Origin of the sequence: Thiospirochaeta perfilievii (genome assembly GCF_008329945.1) — a bacterium.
GTDB lineage: Bacteria > Spirochaetota > Spirochaetia > DSM-2461 > DSM-2461 > Thiospirochaeta > Thiospirochaeta perfilievii.
This window is the reverse complement of record NZ_CP035807.1, coordinates 3,270,123-3,289,786: the sequence shown is the minus strand read 5'-3', so window position 1 is coordinate 3,289,786 and position 19,664 is coordinate 3,270,123. Positions and strand designations below refer to the sequence as shown.

Below are 19,664 nucleotides of genomic sequence, written 5' to 3'. Positions count from 1 at the left end.
TATCATTAAGTTAAAGCCGGGGATTTATTCTCCGGCTTTTTTTTTACCATTGACTACCCTAAGGCAGACAGAGTAATATTTGATTATGATTTTTACCCATAAACACCGTATCGGATTTAGAATATTTTTTACATTATTCACTTTATTATTAATTGTTTTATCAGTAGGACTAGCTTTTGCTGTTTCTATTAATATAAATAACAAAAATATAGAGAATTTTATTTTGGAAAAGCCATCTTTACCATCTGTTGTATTAGATAGAAATGGTGAAGTTATATCTGAATTAGTTGGAGTTGAACAGAGAACCCTGTTAGAGTTTAATGATCTTCCTAAATATCAGGTATTTGCACTTCTTACAAGGGAAGATAACCCATTTTTTAGACACAATGGATTTAGTGTTCGTGGTTTCTCCCGGGCTGTTTTTTCTATTTTAAAGAATGGAAACCTAGATGGTGGTGGTGGTAGTACTTTAACCCAGCAATTGGCAAAAATTAGACTAGATAATGTTTTTAATCGAAGTATTTTTACAAAACTAGAAGAGTTGTGGGAAGCTTGGCAGGTTGAGAGACAGTACTCAAAACAAGAAATTTTTCAAATGTATTTAAATAAAGTTAACTTTGGTCATGGAGCCTATGGTATTGAGGCGATAAGTAACTACTTTTTCGAACATTCAGCTAGGGAAAATAGTGCTGCAGAGTCTGTTATGAGTGTTATACAAGTAGCTAGACCTACACTCTACTCCCCTTTTAGAAATCCAAGTGGTGCTAAAAAAGTTCAACGTAGAGTTTTAGATCAGATGGTGTTAAACGGATACATTTCAGCAGAAGATGCGGATAAAAGTTTTGCAACATATTGGCTTAATCATGACTGGTCTAGGGATGGAGCTGAGAATGTACATAGTGCAAGAAAAAGAGACGATAAAGCACCTTGGTTTACAGAGTATGTTAGGGAAGAGTTAAAAAACCTACTATATGGAACACAGGATCCATATAAAGATGGTTATACAATACATACATCCCTGGATTTAAACTATCAAGCCGCAGCAGATAAATTTGTTTTAAGCAGATTAACAAAGGTTAGAGATGGTTTTAAAAATCAATCAAATGCAAAAAAAGAGTTAGTATATAACCAGTTCTCCCCAATAATAAGCTTAATGGGACTAGTTTCCAATATAAAAGATATTAAGGTAGAGGATAAGGCTAAACAGCAGAAGGAACACGACTACTTTAATAAGAGTCTATCCCCTCAAATTAGATTATTATCCCTTATATCCGGTATAAACTCCTTAAACAGTGTTAGCCAGTACTCTTTAAATGAGTCAAAGGATACACTGGATAACCAGATTGAGACTGCATTAATAACTGTAGATAATACAAATGGTCAGATTTTAGCACTAATTGGTGGTAGTAAATTTGAATATACAAATCAACTAAATAGAGTTTTAAATCCAGATGTACAAATATCCCCTGGATCAGCTTTTAAACCCCTATATATGTCTGCTGGTATAAGTAGTAATAAGTTAACAGCAGGTACCCATTTTACTGATAAACCTAAAACATTTGTTTTAGATGGTGCAGAGCCTTATACTCCAAACAACTATGGAGGACATTGGTATGGACACGTTTTATTAAGATATGCTTTAAATAAATCTCTAAATATTCCTGCTATTGAGTCCTTGGAAAAAATTGGTTTTGATGACGCAATATCTAGATCTGCTGCTCTACTTGGAATAACTGATCCTAGTGTCATTAGAAGAAAATTTGATAGAAAATTCCCAATGGCACTTGGTACAACTACAGTATCTCCAGGTCAAATGGTAAGAGCTTTTGCAACATTTGCAAATCAAGGGAAAGCAAATGACCCATACGGTATTAAATTTATTGAGAATCAAAATGGTGCAATAATTACCCACGTTGAGGATGACATGCTACAAAAGTCATATAGGCCTGAAAATCAGATTATGTCTGCCCAGGATGCATATATTATGACAAGTATATTAGAGACAACTAAGGCTCCTGGGGGAACACTAAACTATGGGTGGAGAACAGAAGAGAAGTACGGTATAGGTTTTAATGGAATGGCTATTGCTGGTAAAACAGGAACCAGTCAAAACTGGAAGGATAGCTGGGCTGTAGGTTACTCTCCTTATTATACAACAAGTTTATGGTATGGTTTTGACAAAGGATCAAATACACTAGGTCAAAATAATAATGGAGCAGTATTAGCCGGTTTTGTATGGGCAAAATATATGGCTGAAATTCATAAGGATCTACCTGTAAAACAGTTCTTTAGACCTAATGGTATAATTGAGCGAACTATTTGTGCTGTTTCTGGAGACCTGGCATCTCAAAACTGTCCAGATACCATTAGAGAAGTATATAAGACAGGAACTGAACCAACAACCTTCTGCGAATACCACACATTTGTTCAAGAAGCAAGAAATGAGACCATATTTAAAATTATGGATCTGATTGAGGTTGAAATATCTCCGGATCAGAATATACTTAATAGTATTAAGATGGAAACAGACTTCTTTGAAAATAGTGAACCAGAGAGTAATAGTGATGAGGATTTATCTATAGACGAATTATGGGACTAAAAAATGTTGGTAAAAATAGCAGAGATTCGAATAAAAAAAAGAATCAGAATTGATATAGGGGACTTGGAAGTATTAAAGGATAGCCTAAATAAGTATGGATTATTTCACCCTATAATAATCAACGATAGGTATGAACTAATATCTGGTTTTAGAAGATTAGAGTCTGCTAAACAGCTTGGTTGGCAACTAATTGAGACTAAAGTTATTGATGACCCTTCAAAAATAGAGTTAATTGAGAGGGAGTTAGAAGAGAACCTAGTAAGAAAAGATTTTACAGATTATGAATTACAATCTGCCTACCAAAGACTGAAAAAACTTCAAAACCCATCCTTTTTTAGTAAAATAATAAATTGTATATCAAACTTTTTTAATAAGTTATTCAAAAAAAAATGACTGGATTTACCAGTCATTTTGATCTATCTTTTAAGATTATTTGCAATACCTAACATACTATCAGATGTTTGGATCGCCTTAGAATTTAATTCGTAAGCTCTTTGGGCGACTATCATATTAACCATCTCTTTTACTGTAGAAACATTTGAACTCTCTAAAAACTTATGTTTAATCTCACCCATTCCATCAAAACCTGGTCTACCACCAATTGCTTCCCCAGATGCATTTGTAATTTTAAACGTATTTGAACCAATAGCTTGTAGACCTGCAGGGTTTACAAACCGATAAATTTCCATCTGCCCTACCTCTATATTATCATCGTTCCCTGGAACCTTTACAGTAACCCTACCATCTGCACTTATAGCAAGGGAGTTTCTAATAAACCCCTCTGGTAAAATAATTTCTGGTTCAACCTTATTTCCATTTGCTGTTACAACCTGTCCATTAACATCAATTTTAAAAGCTCCATTTCTTGTAAAACCATCAGAGCCATCTAACTGCTGTATTCTAAAAAAACCTTCACCAGTTATTGCCATATCCGCGTCATTATCCGTCTGCCTTATAGACCCTTGGGTAAACATTCTTTGGGTCGCAGCAACTTTTACACCGTGTCCAACCTGTATACCTGTAGGTACTACAGTATCCCTTGTTGCTGGGGTTCCTGCAATTCTTGAGTTTTGGTAGAGTAGATCTTCAAACTCTGCCCTAACCTCTTTAAAGCCTGTTGTATTAACATTTGATAAGTTATTTGAAATTGTATCTATATTAAATTGTTGACCGTTCATACCTGATGCTGCGGTCCATAATGATCTCATCATATACTACTCCTAAGCCCTTGCCACGTTATTTATAAGTTTACCAGTTAAATTATCCTGGGTAGATATAACCTTCTGATTTGCTTCATAGGCTCTATTTACTGATATAAGATTTACCATCTCGTTAACAGAGTTAACATTTGATGCCTCTATAAACCCTTGGGATACCTTAGGTCTTTCTGTTCCTCTTAAAATTTCAGCGCTTCCTGAATTCTCAGTAGCTGCCCATAAAGAAGAACCTGTTTTTTTAATGAACCTATCGTTGTCAAAGCCTACAATCTTAATAGAGTCTACCTTTTCAGTATTTTTCCACTCATTAGACTCCATTGAAACCATCTGTTTTGGATCATCTGAATAATCCCCATTTTGGAAAACATTTCCATCTTTATCAATCATAAAATTGTTTTTCTTTATATATATAGGACCCTCTTCTCCCATTACAGGATAGCCCTCTTTTGTTAACAACATTCCCTCTTTACCTAAAGTAAAGGTTCCATTCCGTGTATATCTCTCACCAAAGGGTGTATCTATAGTGAAAAACCCCTTATCTTCCAGGGCTAAATCAAATGGGTTATCTGTCTGTTTTAATGAACCTTGCTCGAAAACTGTAAAACTTTCATTATACTCTACACCCATACCCAATTTGCCTACAATTGGTGCGGAATCACTAGAGCCAAATGGAAATTTATGTACTCCATTATCATTTAACCTACTAAGTAATAACTGGGGAAAAGCTTTTTGCACAGAGGTATCTTTTTTATACCCTGTAGTATTAACATTTGCCAAATTGTTAGAAAGTGCATCCATTTTATGCATTTGAGCCTGCATGCCACTAGCACCTGTATAAAGTCCTCTTACCATATACAATCCTCCCTTAAATCTATTTTCGGTATATGTAGATTTTACTTTAGTAAAGATATTTTTTTTGATATAAAATAGATATGAATAGAATACTATTAATTGATAACTATGATTCTTTTACATATAACTTGTTACATCTAATAAAAAGTCAGTATCCAGGGCCTATTGATGTTTTAAGGGATTATGAGATATCCATAGATAAAATAGATGATTATAGTGCCATTATAATTTCTCCTGGCCCAGGTAGGCCTAAGGCTACACCAATTGTTAAAGAAGTTCTTGATAATATAAAAATATCAACTCCAGTTCTAGGCATATGTCTTGGTATGCAGTGTATCAATGAGTATTTTGGAGGTAAAACTGTTAGAGGGGTAAGGCCTATACATGGTAAAGTATCAATATTTACCCATAAAACAAGTCCACTTTTTAAGAATATACCTAAAACAATTGAAATAGCTAGATATCACTCTCTAGTTATAGAGCCATCTAAAGAAGTTAAGATATTAGGGTACTCAAAGGATGGAACGATTATGGCCATTACCCACAAAACTAGACCTATATACGGCTTGCAGTTTCACCCTGAATCATTTTTAACAGAGTATGGAGACAAATTAGTTAGTAATTTTTTTGTGGAGTATAATCTTATATGAACAATAGAATATTGAGTTATAAAATCAGTAAAATCGATTATTGTGAACCCACCTCATTTTTTCTTCAATTAGATAGGGATTTTAAACCTTCAATATTAACAGGAGAAGGTCGAGATGATATTTCAAAACAGTCTGTTATTGGTATTAAACCTGCTAGGGATGTAACTATTACAGACTTAGACAGTTTCTGGCAGAGAGTAGAAGAGTTAAATAATTCTACAGATTTTCACACCTATCCATACCCAATAAACAGAATAGGTGCCATTGGTTATATAAGTTACGAGGCTTTACACTCTATTGAAAATATTAAAAAGCAGACAACAGATTTAATAAAATTCCCCTATTTTAACTGGACACTATATAAGGAGTACTACTATTTCGATAACAGTAATAGAGAGTTATTTAAGATAAGTATTAGTTACCATGATGAGAATAACTTTTCTGGGGAGAGTTTTAAAGATACGGATTTTAAAGTTGAAAATTTGACACCTGACTTCTCTAAATCAGAGTATATAAAAAATGTGGAAAAGATACAGGAGTACATACTAGATGGGGAGGTTTACGAAGTTAACTTAACCCAGGGAATAATAGGTGACTTTGTAGGCTCACCACTAGCTCTTTTTAAAAAATTATACTATCAAAACAGTGCTCCCTACTCCGCATATTTAGAAAGAGATGGATATACTATTATATCCAATAGTCCAGAACTATACCTTAACGTTGAAAATAGATTAGTTGAAAGTAGACCTATAAAGGGAACTATTAAACGCTCTGATAACCTACAGGAGGATATGGAGCTTCAAAAAAAGCTATATAAATCTTCAAAAAATCAGGCAGAACTCTATATGATTGTAGATTTACTAAGAAATGATCTATCTAAGGTTTGTAAAGTAGGAAGTGTTCAGGTTGTAAATAAAAAAAGAGTTGAACACTATAAAAGTGTACACCACCTTGTCTCAATTATAAATGGTGTACTAGAGGATAACTGTTCCATAGTAGACCTAATAAAAGCTACATTTCCAGGAGGTTCTATTACTGGATGCCCAAAAATAAGATGTATGGAAATTACCGAAGAGCTAGAGAAGTCCTCAAGAAACTTATATACCGGAACGCTATTTATAATGAATAAAGAGTATCTTAATAGTAATATTGTAATTAGAAGCGCTGTAATAAAAGATAATAAAATAGTTTTTAATTCTGGAGGAGCTGTTACAATAGATTCTGATCCTACAGATGAGTATCTGGAGTTCTTAGTTAAACTAAAATCTATTTTTAAGGCGGTAAACTGTGAAGATTATATTCAATAATAGAGTTTTAGATGAAAATGATAGATGTATATCTCCCCTATGTAGCGGATTTAACTTTGGGGAAGGCTTCTTTACAACTATTAAAGTTATTGAAAACAATATTTTACATTTAAACTACCACTTAGAACGAATAGAGATGAGTATTATATTTTTTAACTTTAATCTTCCTAAACTGAACTTTGAGAATTTAATAAAAACAGTTCTTAGGGAGAACAACCTAAACTCAGCAAGGGTTAAAATTGTGATATTTAAGGATCTAGAGAGAGTATCTTTTTTAATTTCAACAACTAAACTCCCATATAAATCTATGGTCCATGAGCTTCAAGTATCAAAAAAAATAAGGGGTAATGACCCAATATACAACTACAAGAGTTTAAATTATTACAATAATTTACAAAATAGTAATACAATTTTTAAAGACCATAAAGAGAGATTATTAGAAACTGGTATAGCAAATATTTTTTTAATAAATGGGGAGAGTATTTTAACACCTCCTGCTACTCTGCCACTACTACCTGGAGTAATTAGAACACACCTACTATCTTTAAAAAATATTGGGGGATACACAATTTTTGAGAAGGAAATATATACAGAAGATTTAAAGAGTTGTGATGGGTTTTTTATAACAAACTCAATTAGAGGGATAGAAGTTGTTAGTAGGATTGACAGTTTAAGAATACCAACAGATCGGGTTAAAAACATCCAAGGTTTACTTAAATTATGAAAAATAGTTTAAAAGAGCAGAAGATATTTAAAGAATTTTGTGAACTTAACTGTAACAGAAGAGAGATAATTGTATCGATATTAGAGAGAGAGGGTATTCCCTACTCAATAATAAACTTTGAAGACTCTATTCATATAGTACTTTTCCCATACAACCTTGTATCAAAAGAGCACTCTAATGTTTTATTAGCCCACTATGATAGGGTTGAAAACACCCCTGGAGCAAATGATAATAGCGCTGCTGTATTTTACCTTTTATACCATGGAAAACGTATAAAAAATAAAAAACACAATAGTATTATTATTTTTACAGATAAAGAGGAGTTAGTAGGAGACTCATCAGTTACATCCCAGGGATCCTACAAATTAGGTAGATACTTAAGATCTAAGAGTATTAATAATCTAAGTTTCTATGTTTTTGATATGTGTGGAATTGGTACAACTATACTTTTAGGCACTGCTGGGGAGAACTTAATTAAGAGTCACTATAAAAAAAGTTATATTGATTCCACTATAAGAGGCAGAATAAATAGGGTTAAAAACAATGCTGAGGAGATTTTATTAAGTGTAAATAGTGGTGAGTTTTTCTACTTAAATCCACTTTTTTCCGATGATTTAGGGCTTATATTAAACGAGTATCCAGCCGTTCTTATCTCCCTACTCCCATATAGAGAAGCTATTGATTACAAGATGAACCCTAATAAACTACCAAAAAGTTGGCTTACAAACCATAGCTTAGATGACAAAATTGAGACTCTAGATCCTAGATCATGGAATATATTATCTCCACTTCTTTTAATATTATCAAATATTACTTTAAATGAAGTTATTAAAGATATTGATATAGGTGATCTAAAATTTAACTGCTATAATCAAGAGATTATTAATAATATAGAAAGAGGGATTAAGATTAAAAGTCTTAATGATTATATAAAAAATGATCCTCTTAATATAAACTTAATGAAAAACTATAACATTGATCTTTTACTAGAGTTCAAACTATATAGTTCAGAGTTAAAGCCAGAAGTAATCGAGTATTTTAAGGTTAAGTGTGGGAATAAGGGCCCAGACCTTACATACAACATTTATAAGTTTGTTGAAGATAGGGTAAAAAGTGATTTTAAAAATCTACCCCTTATTATACGTAAAAGAATCGATGATCTTTCAACTGAGTCAAATTTTAGGAATAGAGTAGATTTTTTTTATAATAATATTTTAAAAGCAATTGAAAATGACTACTTTATTAAGTCTATACCACTTACAAGCAGGTCCCAGATAAAACTTTTATATAAAAAGAGTAGTACTAAATCTACTATTGAGATTATGGATAGTAATAATAAAGTAGGATCAATTGAGTTACTTCAACAAGAAGACATTTTAATATTAAATAGTGGGGAATTTGATCCTAAATCACTACTAAAACTAGACCCATCAAACCTACTAAAAGGTTTAAGATTACTATTGATTAAAATATCAAAACTAAATAATAATAACTGCCTTAGCATCAATTTTTCTAGGGTTAGTTGGCTTGGTTGTTCACAGTTATACAAACTAATTCAGCTTGAAATGGATGGTCGAGAGAATATAAAAATATGGAAGAGGTATTATGGGAACAAAGGTTAATTTAAATCCAGAACAGAAACTTGCAGTAGACACAATTGAGGGTCCTGTATTAATTATTGCAGGTGCAGGTAGTGGAAAGACCGGTGTTGTTACAAATAGAATAGCCAATATGCTTAACCATGGGATTCCCCAATCAAACATTCTAGCCCTTACCTTTACTAATAAGGCAGCAAGAGAGATGGAAGAGAGGGTTAAATCTATAACCGGTAAGAAGCTAAGCAATTTAACTGTATCTACTTTTCATGCCTTTGGAGTTAAAATATTAAGGGAAAAAATACACTACTTAGGATATAGACCTAACTTTACCATATATGATCCTACTGATAAAAATAGCTGTATAAAAGAGGCAGCAAGGGAGCTTAAGTTAAAATATGAGTGGGCAGAACTAAACGAGTTATCCAATATAATTTCGGGGTTAAAAACTGGAAGAATAAAATGGGACACAAATAATGAGCTCCATAGACCCCTATATGATGAGTATAACGAGCACCTAAAACTATATAATGCTGTTGATTTTGACGACTTAATTGTAAGACCAAAGGAGATTTTAGAGAGTAATCCTGAAGTTTTAGAGGAGTACCAAAATAGGTATAAATATATAATGGTTGATGAGTTTCAAGATACTTCTATTCTGCAATATAACTTTATAAAACTACTTGCTGACAAGTATAGAAACATCTGTGTAGTTGGTGATGATGATCAATCAATATACTCATGGAGAGGAGCAAACTACGAAAACCTACTACTTTTTGAGCGAAATTTTCCAGAGTTAAAAGAGATTAAGTTAGAGAGAAATTATAGATCTACAGGGATAATTTTAGAAGCAGCCAACTCTGTAATTAAAAATAATACAAATAGGAAATCCAAGGATCTGTGGACTGAGATCGATCCTAATGCAAAGATAATTCAGACTAGTTACCCTGAAGATGAGAGAGCTGAAGCTGACTTTATTGCAGAGACTATCGCCAGCGCTGTTATACGGGATAGAAAAAAATATGATGACTTTGGTATTCTAATTAGGACAAATGGCCTATCAAAAGCTATTGAGGACTCTCTGTTAGCATGTAATATCCCCTATGTTATGTCTGGAGGAACAAGTTTCTTTCAAAGAAAGGAAATTAAAGATATTATCTCCTATTTAAAACTTATAGTTAATACAGATGATGATGTTAATTTTCTCCGGATAATAAATACTCCAAGACGGGGTGTTGGTAAAAAATCATTGGAAATCATGATAGGAAAGTCTACAGAGAGAAGATCCAGCCTATACTCAGCCTCAACAGAGCTAGTTTTTGACCAATTCACCCCATTAAAAGGTGCCGCCCACTCAGGTTTAGCAGACTTTATAGATTTAATTGAAGAGTTTAAGGTTAAATTTCATGATGAGGAATTAAAAATATCAGATACAGTAAGAGAGTTTGTTGAAGAGATTGATTATTGGGGAATGTTAGTAACAGAGCACCCGGATAATGAAAAAATAGCCAAATGGAAGTATGATAATATTCAGACATTTATAGATTTTATTACTAGATGGGAAAATAACCCGGATAATACAGAACCAACTCTACAAAAATACCTTAATAGAATAACACTTATTACAAGAAGTGAATCCGATGATGACGATAAGGGTAAGGTTAACTTAATGACAATACACGCTTCTAAGGGGTTAGAGTTTAACAATGTATTTTTAGCAGGTGTGGAGGATCATATACTTCCCCATCAGAAAAGTGTGGAAGAGTCTGGAAATGTGGAAGAAGAGCGTAGACTATTTTATGTTGCTATAACTAGGGCAAGGGAGCATCTATACATTACTGCTTGTCAAAAAAGAAGGTCTATGAATGATACCGTAGAGGCGATTCCTTCCCGGTTTCTAGATGAAATTCCTGATAACCTTAAAGAAGTTGTTGAGTGTGACAATGTTGTTGAAGAGGAAGAAGAAGCTAAAGTATTTTTCTCTAGAATGCCTTGGAAAAAATAATCCCATATAATTATGGGATTATTTCTAATACTATTTAAGGGATATGTTAATACTGTCTAAATATTTAGCCATTAAATCATCTTCAACTTTACCCTCTTTACTTAAAAAGATAGAGAAGATCTCATCAGGAGCTTCCTCTCCAATGTCAAAGTTTAAAAGTTTACCAATTTTAGCTGAGCTATCCTCAATAAATGGAGAACTATTAAATGGGTGACTTACAGTTAAAAAGTCCTCCCAAGACTCCTTATACGCCTTTCTCATAGCAGCTTGTGGTTTAAGATTATTATATAAAACAAAAAAGTTATCCCTATTCTCCTCTGCAAAAACTACCCTTCTTATATCCCATATATTTTTTTCACTCTTTTTAAAAATATCAAAATCTAGTGTAATCTCTAGTTTACTGTTGTTTTCAAAGATATCTTGATAATCATTTACAGAAAATATAGAGGAGTCTAATACTACTTTTCCATCATTATTTTTGTAAATAGAAATATCCTTAAACCTATTAGGAATTAAGTCTGATAAAGAGAGGAATTCAGACCACTCTTCAAATGTTCCATAGTAGGATATTTCTACAAAATTAAGCATTTTATCATAGTCATAGGCAAGGTCATGCAAATTAGAACTTCGACTACTAGTAACTATTCCATAAACTCCCTTAGGTGTTGGTAGTGTATAGGATATTAAAACTTCATCTGAAAAATCAATTAACCATATTGATCGTTTCCACTTTCTGCCATAATCATCCATAATAAAACGACTCTCCATAGGTTTCCCATAGGATAGTATTCGAATATCCTCACCAGCAAATTTTCTAGGGACATTTATACCCTCTAGCACCAGATCCATGACTTTAGAGGAGTCACTAACTAACTCACCTAGGGATATTTTATCTGGTTTATCTATATTAATAATAAATGACTCATCAAAAAGTGAACTATAGGATAAACTCCCCTCACCCCTTAGATTTTCAGACTTATTCTCTATTCCAGATATTGTCCAAACCTTACTCGTTTGATCCTTAAATATAACCTGTGGCATAAAACTATAGGTATTACCAATTAACGCTTCTAGGGATGAATTACCATTGGGAAATGTCTCACCTCGATTTTCCTCAAAAAGCATATCCATTTTTAACTTATACTCCCTATTAACTATCTCCTTAGTCTCTTTTATAATTCGTTGATAGTTCATTGGCAAGTCAAAGCTAAAATCAAAGTACTCTGCTTTTAATCTTTCAGGGAAAAGACTAAAACCATATCTTAAATTATAGTGGAAAAATCCTTTATTTGGTTCTTGACTTATTACTTCATTTATAGGAATTGAGTAGGCTATATTATCTTTTTTACTAGAAACAATTCCAATAACTTTACCATTTGAGTTTAATAAAGGACCACCACTGTTTCCAGAATTAACATCCGATGAACTCTTTAAAAATACCCATTGACCATTTTCCGACTCAGGTATTGTACCAATTAAATTTCCATCCCTAATAATGATACCCTCACCATAGGCATTCCCAACAGAGAATACAGTAGTATTAATTGTATATGTATCCTCAAGTTGTAACCAATAATCAAAAGTGTAATCTTTTACAGTAAACTTTATAAAATCCTTAGATTTATTAAAAGATGTAACATTGTCAACCTCATATACATTACCCTTGTTATCTCTTATATAGTAATTTCTATAGACTAAAGAGTCCTCTCCTAGCTGTATAACATGGAAGGCACTAAGTAACTCCTTATCAGATACAGAGAAAGCTGTACCTATAGAGTAGTACTCATCATTCCTTATATTATAGGAGATATTATCCCATGGTAAATCTCTTTCATAAGTTAAATTATCCTTAACAGGTTTTTTAATTAAAACTTCAAAAGTTGAGTTTAAAACAATCTCTCTTTTTCTGTTAGAAAGAGTACGATTTTGACCATCTTTAGGGGAAACACAACCTAAAAAACTAATAGTTATAGCTATAACAACAAATTTTATTCTATTTTTAAATTTCATAAACACCTCAATTTAAAATTATTTTGGACTTTAAAAGTTATTTAGTCAATTAAATATTGACTAAAGATATCTATATACTTAATATATACTTAAGAGAGTTAAGTAGACATGAAGAAGACAGTATATAGATTTGGTGAAAAATTACGAGATATTAGGGAGAAAAAAGGGATAACTTTAAAAACAGTTGCTGCTAAAGTTGCAGTATCTGAGAGTTTAATATCCCAAATAGAGAGAAATAAAGTCTCTCCATCTATAGATACACTATTCTCTATAGCAGAAGCTTTAGATGTAGATTTAGACTATCTATTCTCTGATTACCAGAAGAAACGAAAGGTATCTATTTTAAAAAAAGAAGATCGAAGAAAAATTGAGACTGATGGTATAGTTTATCACCAACTCTCAGTACTGCCAGGGGCTATAGAAAAGAATGCAATTGAGAGCTTTATAATGGAAATAAGTAAGGGTTCACAAAAGGGACACGACGACTATGGTCACACAGGGAATGAGTTTGGGTATATTTTAGAAGGTGAAGGAAAACTGACCTACGGTAAGGATGAGTTCTTTTTTAAAGCTGGAGACAGCATCTCCTTCTCTTCTGAGATTCCACATAAGGTAGAGTGTCTTTCCAATGAGCCCCTGAAGGCACTTTGGATGGTTAATCCACCAAAAATACTATTTTTTAAGGAGTAAAAATATGGGAAAAACAATAGCAGAAAAAATATTTGAAGCCCACACAGTAGACACATTAAGTGGAGGCATTAGTGTTTTAAAACTTGATGCTGTATTTTGTCATGAAATAACAACACCAGTTGCAATAAATGATCTTGTAGCTAAGGGATTAGATAGGGTATTTGATAATACTAAAATTAAAGCGGTTGTAGACCATGTTACCCCATCTAAGGATAGTAAAACTGCAGAGCAGGCTAAGATTCTTAGAGATTGGGCTAGACGTCATGATATTAAGGATTTCTTTGATATTGGAAATAACGGTGTTTGTCATGCTCTTTTCCCCGAGAACGGTTTTTCAAGGCCAGGTTACACAATAATTATGGGTGATAGTCATACTTGTACCCATGGTGCCTTTGGGGCTTTTGCTGCAGGAGTAGGAACAACTGATCTTCAGGTTGGAATTCTAAAGGGAATATGTACTTTTAAAACACCTGAAACAATAAAAATAAATGTTACAGGGAAGAGAAATAAAGGTGTCTATGCCAAGGATATAATTTTATCAATAATTAAAAAGCTAAGTGTAAACGGAGCGACAAATAAGGTTATCGAATTTACAGGTAGTGTTATTGATGATATGACAATGGAAGAGAGAATGACTGTTTGTAATATGGCTATTGAAGCTGGTGGAACTGTTGGAATCTGCTACCCTGATGAAACTACTGTAGACTACCTGTGGCCATTTATTGAGGACGAGTTTAAGACTAAAGAGATGGCTGTAAAAGAGTACGCTAAATGGAAATCCGATGATGATGCAAAATATGCACAGGTTATTGAATTCTCTATTGATGATGTAGTTCCTGTGGCAACAGTTGGTTTTAAGCCAGATCAAGTAGAGACAATTGAATCCCTAGCTGGAACTAAAGTTGATCAGGTATATATTGGAAGTTGTACTAATGGTAGAATTGAAGATTTAAGAGAAGCAGCAGCAGTTCTTAAGGGTAAAAAGGTTAATAAATTTGTAAGGGCAATAGTATCTCCTGCAAGTCCTAAAACCTATAATATGGCGCTTAAAGAGGGACTATTAGAAATTTTTGATACTGCTGGTTTCTGTGTTACAAACCCAACTTGTGGAGCGTGTTTAGGTATGAGTAACGGAGTATTAGCTAAGGGTGAAGTTTGTGCTTCTACAACAAATAGAAACTTTTCAGGAAGAATGGGTAAAGGCGGAATGGTACATTTAATGAGTCCTGCTTCTGCAGCAGCAACAGCTATAGCAGGAGAAATAACTTTAGCTTCGGAGGATAAATAATGAAAAATTTTAAAGGGAAAGTCCTATTTCTAGATAGATCTGATATTAATACTGATGAGATAATACCTGCAAGATATTTAACTGAAGTTACAAAAATAGCTTTAAAACCCTACTTATTAGAGGATCTAGAAATGGAAGGGTTTAATGTAACTACAGATATTGAGCCAAACTCAATTATTGTAACAAGGGATAATTTTGGTTGTGGATCCTCAAGGGAACATGCACCTTGGGCTTTAGAGATGAACGATATCAATGTTGTTATAGCCGAGGGTTTTGCAAGAATATTTAGACAAAACATGTACAACTGTGGGATGTTAGCAATAACCCTGGATAAGAAGAGTATAGATAAAATATTTGAGGAATTCTCCGGTTTAGATACAATTATTGGTGTAGATATCGAGAAAAACCTAATAATAGTATCCTCTAGTGATAAAAAAAGTGAGTTTACATTTAGTATATCTGACTTTGATAAAGATCTAGTTAGAGCTGGAGGCTGGTTAAGCTATGCTGATAGTAAATATTGAGCTAGTATAAACCCTATTTATAGATTAAAATGAGTATAACTTAAAATTTGGAGTTCAAATGCTAATAGTTATACTTATTTTAATAATTGCCTTAATATTAGAAACTATTCTTCTATTAAAAAAAAGGGATAAAAAGGATGATCTTTATAAAGTTATTGATGATTTTGTTAAGGGACATATAGAGAAAACTGATGGTCTACCCGACCTAATTCCTGGGGATGAACATCTACTTAAATTGAAAAAGGGAATGCATAATATTGCCTCTTTTTTCCAGTCAATAAACAATATAAGCATAAATACAGAGAAGGCGAGTAGCCGTTTAAGTACCCAAGTTCAAAAAATTCTAATTAATGCATCTAATATTAGTATTGATGCTAGTGAAAATAAGGAGCGTACCCTTACTTTATCTGACTACATTATGGAGGGTTCTGCAGCTATAGAAGAGATTCAAGCCTCAATAGCAAGTCTTAGTGATAAAATGACTATACAAAACAGTAAAGTAAATGAAAACTACAACTCAATTACAGAGATGACCGGATCAATTGAGTATATATCCAAAACAGCAAATGATAGAATTAGGGAGTCTAAAGAGTTAGTAGACTTAACTTCAGTAGGTTCTGAGAAAATAAATAAAACAAATGAGTTTATAAAAACAGTTAAGGGAAGTGTAGAGGATGTTCTCTCTTTAAATACTGTAATTAATAGTATAGCTTCTAAGACTAATCTTTTAAGTATGAATGCAGCAATAGAAGCTGCCCATGCTGGGGAAGCCGGTAAGGGTTTTGCTGTTGTTGCAGAGGAGATTAGAAAGCTTGCATCCTTAACTGCTAGTAATGCTAAAAACATCTCTCTTACATTAAAGGATTTAGATACAAATATAACTCTAGCTTCTGAATTGAGTAGTCAAAGTGGTGAAACATTTAAGAGGATTGATACAGGTGTTAACAGAGTAGTAGATACATTTAACGAAATAACAAATAAATCGGATACCTTACTAAGTAATGCGAGAAATGTTACAAAAAACATTCAGGAGTTAGTACAGATATCTGAACATAATAAGAATTCAATGAATGAGATGGAAATTGGTGCAAATGGAGTTACAGAGACATTTGAGGGAACAAAAGAGTTATCTCAAATATTAAATGAGTCTATGAAAAAGCTCCACAATGAGTCTAAGGAAATTAATATTGTATCAACTAAACTTTCTCAGTCTTACTTTGATATAAATGGTGTACTATTGAAATTAATAAAAGAAGTATCAAAATTAGAGTCAAATGCCAACTCAGACACAGACTCCAACTTAGCACAAAAGGTTAAATATAAAAATTTAATTCTAGGTCATATAAATTGGGTAGCAAAATCAAGAGCAATTATTGATGGAACTATGTCTATTGAAGATGCTGGTATTATTACTAGCTCTGATTGTAGGTTAGGTCAGTGGATAACAAAATTTGGAAAGCAATCTCTTAATAGTGATCAGATTAAAAATCTAGACATAGTTCATAACGAACTTCATCAAAATATAAAACTTATCTGTGAGAATGTCGCTAAAGAAAATTTAATAGAGGCAAATAAAACTTTTAATAAAGTAGTTGATAATTCAAACAGAATAGTTGAGATTTTATCTACTATAAATAATCAGGCCTTTGTTACATTTACACCGGAACTATCTGTTGGTGTTAATGAGTTTGATAAACATCATAAGGTTCTTTTTGACCTAATTAATAAGCTATCTACAGCTATGTCAAATGGATTAGGAGAGAGTCAAGTTATCGATATTATTAGAGAGTTAGTAGAGTATACACATTGGCATTTTGCTGCAGAAGAGAAGGCCTTTGACATGTATAACTATCCAGATAAGGAATCCCATAAAAAGATACATAAAAATATGTTAGATAGTGCAGATAAGATATTAAGTGATGCTGAGGCTGGAAATAAAATATTATCAAACGAACTTCTAGAGTTCCTTCAAGACTGGATTCTTAATCATATAATGGGTATTGATAAGGATTATAGTAGTTTCTTTAAAGGAAAAGATATAGTTATCTAAAAAAGGAGTTGTTACAATTAGTTATGAGTTCTAATCAATTTGGTAAGAAGGTTTTTTTCCTCTACCCACATAGTGTTATTCAGCAGGATGTATTTCATGATTTAATATCTTCAGAGTACGAGATATACAAATTAGTCGACTATAGAAAGGTTAAACTTTTATTAAAAAAGTATAATGATTCTATTATATTTATTAATATCGATGAAAACCTTACTGAGCAGGAGTGGTTTGACTATGTTCAGTCGATCTCTACTAATGAGGACTTAAAAGGAGTTCAAATAGGGATTTTGACATATAACGAAAACCATGATTTAGCAGAGAAATACCTAATGGATCTATCTATTACCTGTGGCTTTATCCAACTAAAACTTGGAAAGGAAGAGAGTAAACAGATTATTCTTAAAACTCTTGAAGTAAATGAGTGTAAGGGAAAGAGAAAGTATATTAGAGCGACTTCAACAAATAAATCAAAATCAACCTTTAATGTTCAGATTGCAGGACAACTAAATACCGGAACAATTCACGATATAAGCTCAGTTGGTATGTCCTGTATATTTGATGAAGATGTAGAGTTATCAAAGAATGCTCTATTAAGAAAAATGCAGTTAAAATTAAATGGTAAATTAATATTAGTTGATGGTATTGTGTTTGGCTCTAGGGATATATCCGATAAAGAGAGATTAGTTGTTATAATGTTTACAAATAGTATGAGTGATGATAGTAAAAATAAGATTCATGGTTATATTGGTGATATTCTACAGTCAAATATCGAAAAAGAGGTCTCTGAACTCTACGTTTAACCAATTATATATTTCACTATCCACTATGTAATCCCAACTCCATAAAATAATCCCTCCAGAAGGTTTTTTAATAGACTCTATTATTATCTCTTTTAACTCACTTTTATTGAGTTTATTTGATAAATAACACTCTTTAACCTGTACTGCTGGGATTACACTTATTTGTGACCGGTTTTTATGATCCTTTACAACTTGGTTAATCCAGTTAGGCTCTTTTTTTAGCATATGGGAATAACACATAGGAGATATAAAATCTACATAACTCCCTAATTTATTTAAATCCTGTCCTGCAATTTCTAATAAGCCGTTATTAAACTCCCCCTCTTTCCAAGGCACACTGTGTAGGCCGATAATACAATCTGGTTGGCTCTTTTTTATAAAAGATGAAAATAGTTTAACAGTGTTTGTAATCTCCTTAGATGGGGATTTATCCCTACATCTTGGACATTTACAACTCTTTATAAGTCTTTCAGAACTGACATCGTGAACTTTTTCCCAAAAGATAAACTGCCTTATAAAATCTAAACTTATTCCTGTAGGTTTTATCTGTTCTGTTATATAAGCTACCTCACCTATTAAGTACTCTTTATACTTATTATCACTTGGACAAACAAAGTGTACCCACTCATCAATTGCCTTCTCTCCCCTCTCTGTTATTGAGTAAGCAGAGGGGTTAACTTTAAGATAGCTAGGATTATAAAATACTTGGAATATACAGTAAAAAGTTATTTTCCTAATTTTTAACGTAAAAACAAACTCCTTAGAAGAGTATACTTCCTTGGATATAAATAGAGTATCAACATTAATACTCTTAATTTTCTCAAAAAAATCCTCAATGTTTTTTGGGACGCTATATATCTTTAAACCTATCATTAAGCTGTTCCCCTAACTATTAATGTTGTATCAAACTCTATATGTCTCTGGGTAATTTCTTCCTTCTCTATAGCCTGAACAGCTAAATTATATGCGGTCTCACCTAGTCCGTGTAAATCCTGTCTAATAGTTGTTAAAGGTGGTGATACTAACTCTGCTATATCAATATCATCAAAACCAACAACAGCATAATCCTCTGGTATCCGTTTGCCAAGCTTCTTAAGCTCATCTATTAGACCTAGTGCAACCTTATCCCCTGCTGCGCAAAAAATTCCATCTATATCGATATTCTCATTAACAATCTTTCTTGCAAAATTACGGCCTGTTTCCATTCTAAAATGTTTTAGTTCAAATACTAAATCTTCATTAACAGTTAAACCGTGCTCTTCAAAGGACTTTTTAAACCCTATCATTCTTTCAACCTGACTAAGACCAGGAATATCTTCATCTGTTAAATTCTCTACAATTATTCCAATTTTA

17 protein-coding genes are annotated in these 19,664 nt (G+C 32.7%); 12 read left to right on the top strand and 5 right to left on the bottom strand.

Translation table 11 applies throughout. The features are described from left to right. The first annotated feature begins 85 nt into the window (after positions 1-85). Together EW093_RS15260 and EW093_RS15255 are read left to right on the top strand one after the other, a co-directional pair. Entirely contained in the window at positions 86-2,599 is a 2,514-nt protein-coding gene (locus EW093_RS15260) for a transglycosylase domain-containing protein (protein ID WP_149569232.1), read from the top strand. Positions 2,600-2,602: 3 nt separating this feature from the next. Further along, complete coding sequence (locus EW093_RS15255) at positions 2,603-2,992, top strand: ParB N-terminal domain-containing protein (protein WP_149569231.1); 390 nt, start codon at positions 2,603-2,605, stop codon at positions 2,990-2,992. Between the two features lie 23 nt (positions 2,993-3,015). Here the strand turns inward: EW093_RS15255 and flgG are convergent, their stop codons facing one another. Both flgG and flgF read right to left on the bottom strand, forming a co-directional pair. Then, positions 3,016-3,810 (bottom strand): flagellar basal-body rod protein FlgG, encoded by a 795-nt coding sequence (gene flgG, locus EW093_RS15250; protein ID WP_149569230.1) that lies wholly within the window; start codon positions 3,808-3,810, stop codon positions 3,016-3,018. 9 nt (positions 3,811-3,819) lie between these two features. After that, on the bottom strand, positions 3,820-4,668 hold the full coding sequence (gene flgF / locus EW093_RS15245; RefSeq protein WP_149569229.1) for a flagellar basal-body rod protein FlgF: 849 nt from the start codon (positions 4,666-4,668) through the stop codon (positions 3,820-3,822). Positions 4,669-4,748: 80 nt separating this feature from the next. Here flgF and EW093_RS15240 point away from each other — a divergent pair, with 80 nt between their 5' ends. The 5 genes from EW093_RS15240 to EW093_RS15220 are packed head-to-tail and all read left to right on the top strand — an operon-like array spanning position 4,749 to position 10,949. After that, the gene (locus tag EW093_RS15240) at positions 4,749-5,318 is read left to right on the top strand and encodes an anthranilate synthase component II (protein WP_149569228.1); all 570 of its coding nucleotides are present in this window, start codon (positions 4,749-4,751) and stop codon (positions 5,316-5,318) included. Beyond that, positions 5,315-6,625 (top strand): anthranilate synthase component I family protein, encoded by a 1,311-nt coding sequence (locus tag EW093_RS15235; RefSeq protein ID WP_149569227.1) that lies wholly within the window; start codon positions 5,315-5,317, stop codon positions 6,623-6,625. Before EW093_RS15240 ends, EW093_RS15235 begins: the two co-directional genes overlap by 4 nt. Next, positions 6,606-7,349, top strand: a complete 744-nt coding sequence (locus EW093_RS15230; protein WP_149569226.1) for an aminotransferase class IV — start codon at positions 6,606-6,608, stop codon at positions 7,347-7,349. Before EW093_RS15235 ends, EW093_RS15230 begins: the two co-directional genes overlap by 20 nt. Continuing rightward, entirely contained in the window at positions 7,346-8,971 is a 1,626-nt protein-coding gene (locus tag EW093_RS15225; protein WP_149569225.1) for a M28 family peptidase, read from the top strand. Before EW093_RS15230 ends, EW093_RS15225 begins: the two co-directional genes overlap by 4 nt. Next, complete coding sequence (locus EW093_RS15220) at positions 8,955-10,949, top strand: ATP-dependent helicase (RefSeq protein WP_149569224.1); 1,995 nt, start codon at positions 8,955-8,957, stop codon at positions 10,947-10,949. Before EW093_RS15225 ends, EW093_RS15220 begins: the two co-directional genes overlap by 17 nt. 30 nt (positions 10,950-10,979) lie before the next feature. Here the strand turns inward: EW093_RS15220 and EW093_RS15215 are convergent, their stop codons facing one another. Next, positions 10,980-12,959 carry a S1 family peptidase gene (locus EW093_RS15215; RefSeq protein ID WP_149569223.1) on the bottom strand — a complete coding sequence of 660 codons (1,980 nt, stop codon included), beginning with the start codon at positions 12,957-12,959 and terminating at the stop codon, positions 10,980-10,982. Between the two features lie 108 nt (positions 12,960-13,067). Here EW093_RS15215 and EW093_RS15210 point away from each other — a divergent pair, with 108 nt between their 5' ends. The 5 genes from EW093_RS15210 to EW093_RS15190 are packed head-to-tail and all read left to right on the top strand — an operon-like array spanning position 13,068 to position 18,311. Further along, positions 13,068-13,649 (top strand): helix-turn-helix domain-containing protein, encoded by a 582-nt coding sequence (locus EW093_RS15210; protein WP_149569222.1) that lies wholly within the window; start codon positions 13,068-13,070, stop codon positions 13,647-13,649. Between the two features lie 4 nt (positions 13,650-13,653). After that, positions 13,654-14,937 (top strand): 3-isopropylmalate dehydratase large subunit, encoded by a 1,284-nt coding sequence (locus EW093_RS15205; RefSeq protein ID WP_149569221.1) that lies wholly within the window; start codon positions 13,654-13,656, stop codon positions 14,935-14,937. Then, complete coding sequence (locus EW093_RS15200; RefSeq protein ID WP_149569220.1) at positions 14,937-15,461, top strand: 3-isopropylmalate dehydratase small subunit; 525 nt, start codon at positions 14,937-14,939, stop codon at positions 15,459-15,461. Before EW093_RS15205 ends, EW093_RS15200 begins: the two co-directional genes overlap by 1 nt. A 58-nt stretch (positions 15,462-15,519) precedes the next feature. Continuing rightward, positions 15,520-17,511, top strand: a complete 1,992-nt coding sequence (locus EW093_RS15195; RefSeq protein WP_149569219.1) for a bacteriohemerythrin — start codon at positions 15,520-15,522, stop codon at positions 17,509-17,511. A 23-nt stretch (positions 17,512-17,534) separates the two neighbouring features. Further along, positions 17,535-18,311 carry a PilZ domain-containing protein gene (locus EW093_RS15190; RefSeq protein ID WP_149569218.1) on the top strand — a complete coding sequence of 259 codons (777 nt, stop codon included), beginning with the start codon at positions 17,535-17,537 and terminating at the stop codon, positions 18,309-18,311. Here EW093_RS15190 and EW093_RS15185 read toward each other — a convergent pair. Continuing rightward, positions 18,273-19,184: a hypothetical protein gene (locus tag EW093_RS15185; RefSeq protein ID WP_149569217.1), complete on the bottom strand. Its 912-nt coding sequence runs from the start codon at positions 19,182-19,184 to the stop codon at positions 18,273-18,275. The two genes, EW093_RS15190 and EW093_RS15185, sit on opposite strands and share 39 nt — an antisense overlap. After that, the gene (locus EW093_RS15180) at positions 19,184-19,651 is read right to left on the bottom strand and encodes a LacI family DNA-binding transcriptional regulator (RefSeq protein WP_246745120.1); all 468 of its coding nucleotides are present in this window, start codon (positions 19,649-19,651) and stop codon (positions 19,184-19,186) included. The genes EW093_RS15185 and EW093_RS15180 overlap by 1 nt, the downstream gene beginning before the upstream one ends. Between the last annotated feature and the right edge of the window lie 13 nt (positions 19,652-19,664).

Excerpts from the sequence above, each read along its gene's own strand:
- EW093_RS15200 (WP_149569220.1), top strand. The coding sequence starts at position 14,937 with ATGAAAAATTTTAAAGGGAAAGTCCTATTTCTAGATAGATCTGATATT.
- EW093_RS15185 (WP_149569217.1), bottom strand. The coding sequence starts at position 19,184 with ATGATAGGTTTAAAGATATATAGCGTCCCAAAAAACATTGAGGATTTT.
- EW093_RS15215 (WP_149569223.1), bottom strand. The coding sequence starts at position 12,959 with ATGAAATTTAAAAATAGAATAAAATTTGTTGTTATAGCTATAACTATT.
- EW093_RS15220 (WP_149569224.1), top strand. The coding sequence starts at position 8,955 with ATGGGAACAAAGGTTAATTTAAATCCAGAACAGAAACTTGCAGTAGAC.
- EW093_RS15195 (WP_149569219.1), top strand. The coding sequence starts at position 15,520 with ATGCTAATAGTTATACTTATTTTAATAATTGCCTTAATATTAGAAACT.
- EW093_RS15255 (WP_149569231.1), top strand. The coding sequence starts at position 2,603 with ATGTTGGTAAAAATAGCAGAGATTCGAATAAAAAAAAGAATCAGAATT.
- flgG (WP_149569230.1), bottom strand. The coding sequence starts at position 3,810 with ATGATGAGATCATTATGGACCGCAGCATCAGGTATGAACGGTCAACAA.
- EW093_RS15260 (WP_149569232.1), top strand. The coding sequence starts at position 86 with ATGATTTTTACCCATAAACACCGTATCGGATTTAGAATATTTTTTACA.
- EW093_RS15205 (WP_149569221.1), top strand. The coding sequence starts at position 13,654 with ATGGGAAAAACAATAGCAGAAAAAATATTTGAAGCCCACACAGTAGAC.
- EW093_RS15190 (WP_149569218.1), top strand. The coding sequence starts at position 17,535 with ATGAGTTCTAATCAATTTGGTAAGAAGGTTTTTTTCCTCTACCCACAT.
- EW093_RS15225 (WP_149569225.1), top strand. The coding sequence starts at position 7,346 with ATGAAAAATAGTTTAAAAGAGCAGAAGATATTTAAAGAATTTTGTGAA.
- EW093_RS15235 (WP_149569227.1), top strand. The coding sequence starts at position 5,315 with ATGAACAATAGAATATTGAGTTATAAAATCAGTAAAATCGATTATTGT.
- flgF (WP_149569229.1), bottom strand. The coding sequence starts at position 4,668 with ATGGTAAGAGGACTTTATACAGGTGCTAGTGGCATGCAGGCTCAAATG.
- EW093_RS15210 (WP_149569222.1), top strand. The coding sequence starts at position 13,068 with ATGAAGAAGACAGTATATAGATTTGGTGAAAAATTACGAGATATTAGG.
- EW093_RS15240 (WP_149569228.1), top strand. The coding sequence starts at position 4,749 with ATGAATAGAATACTATTAATTGATAACTATGATTCTTTTACATATAAC.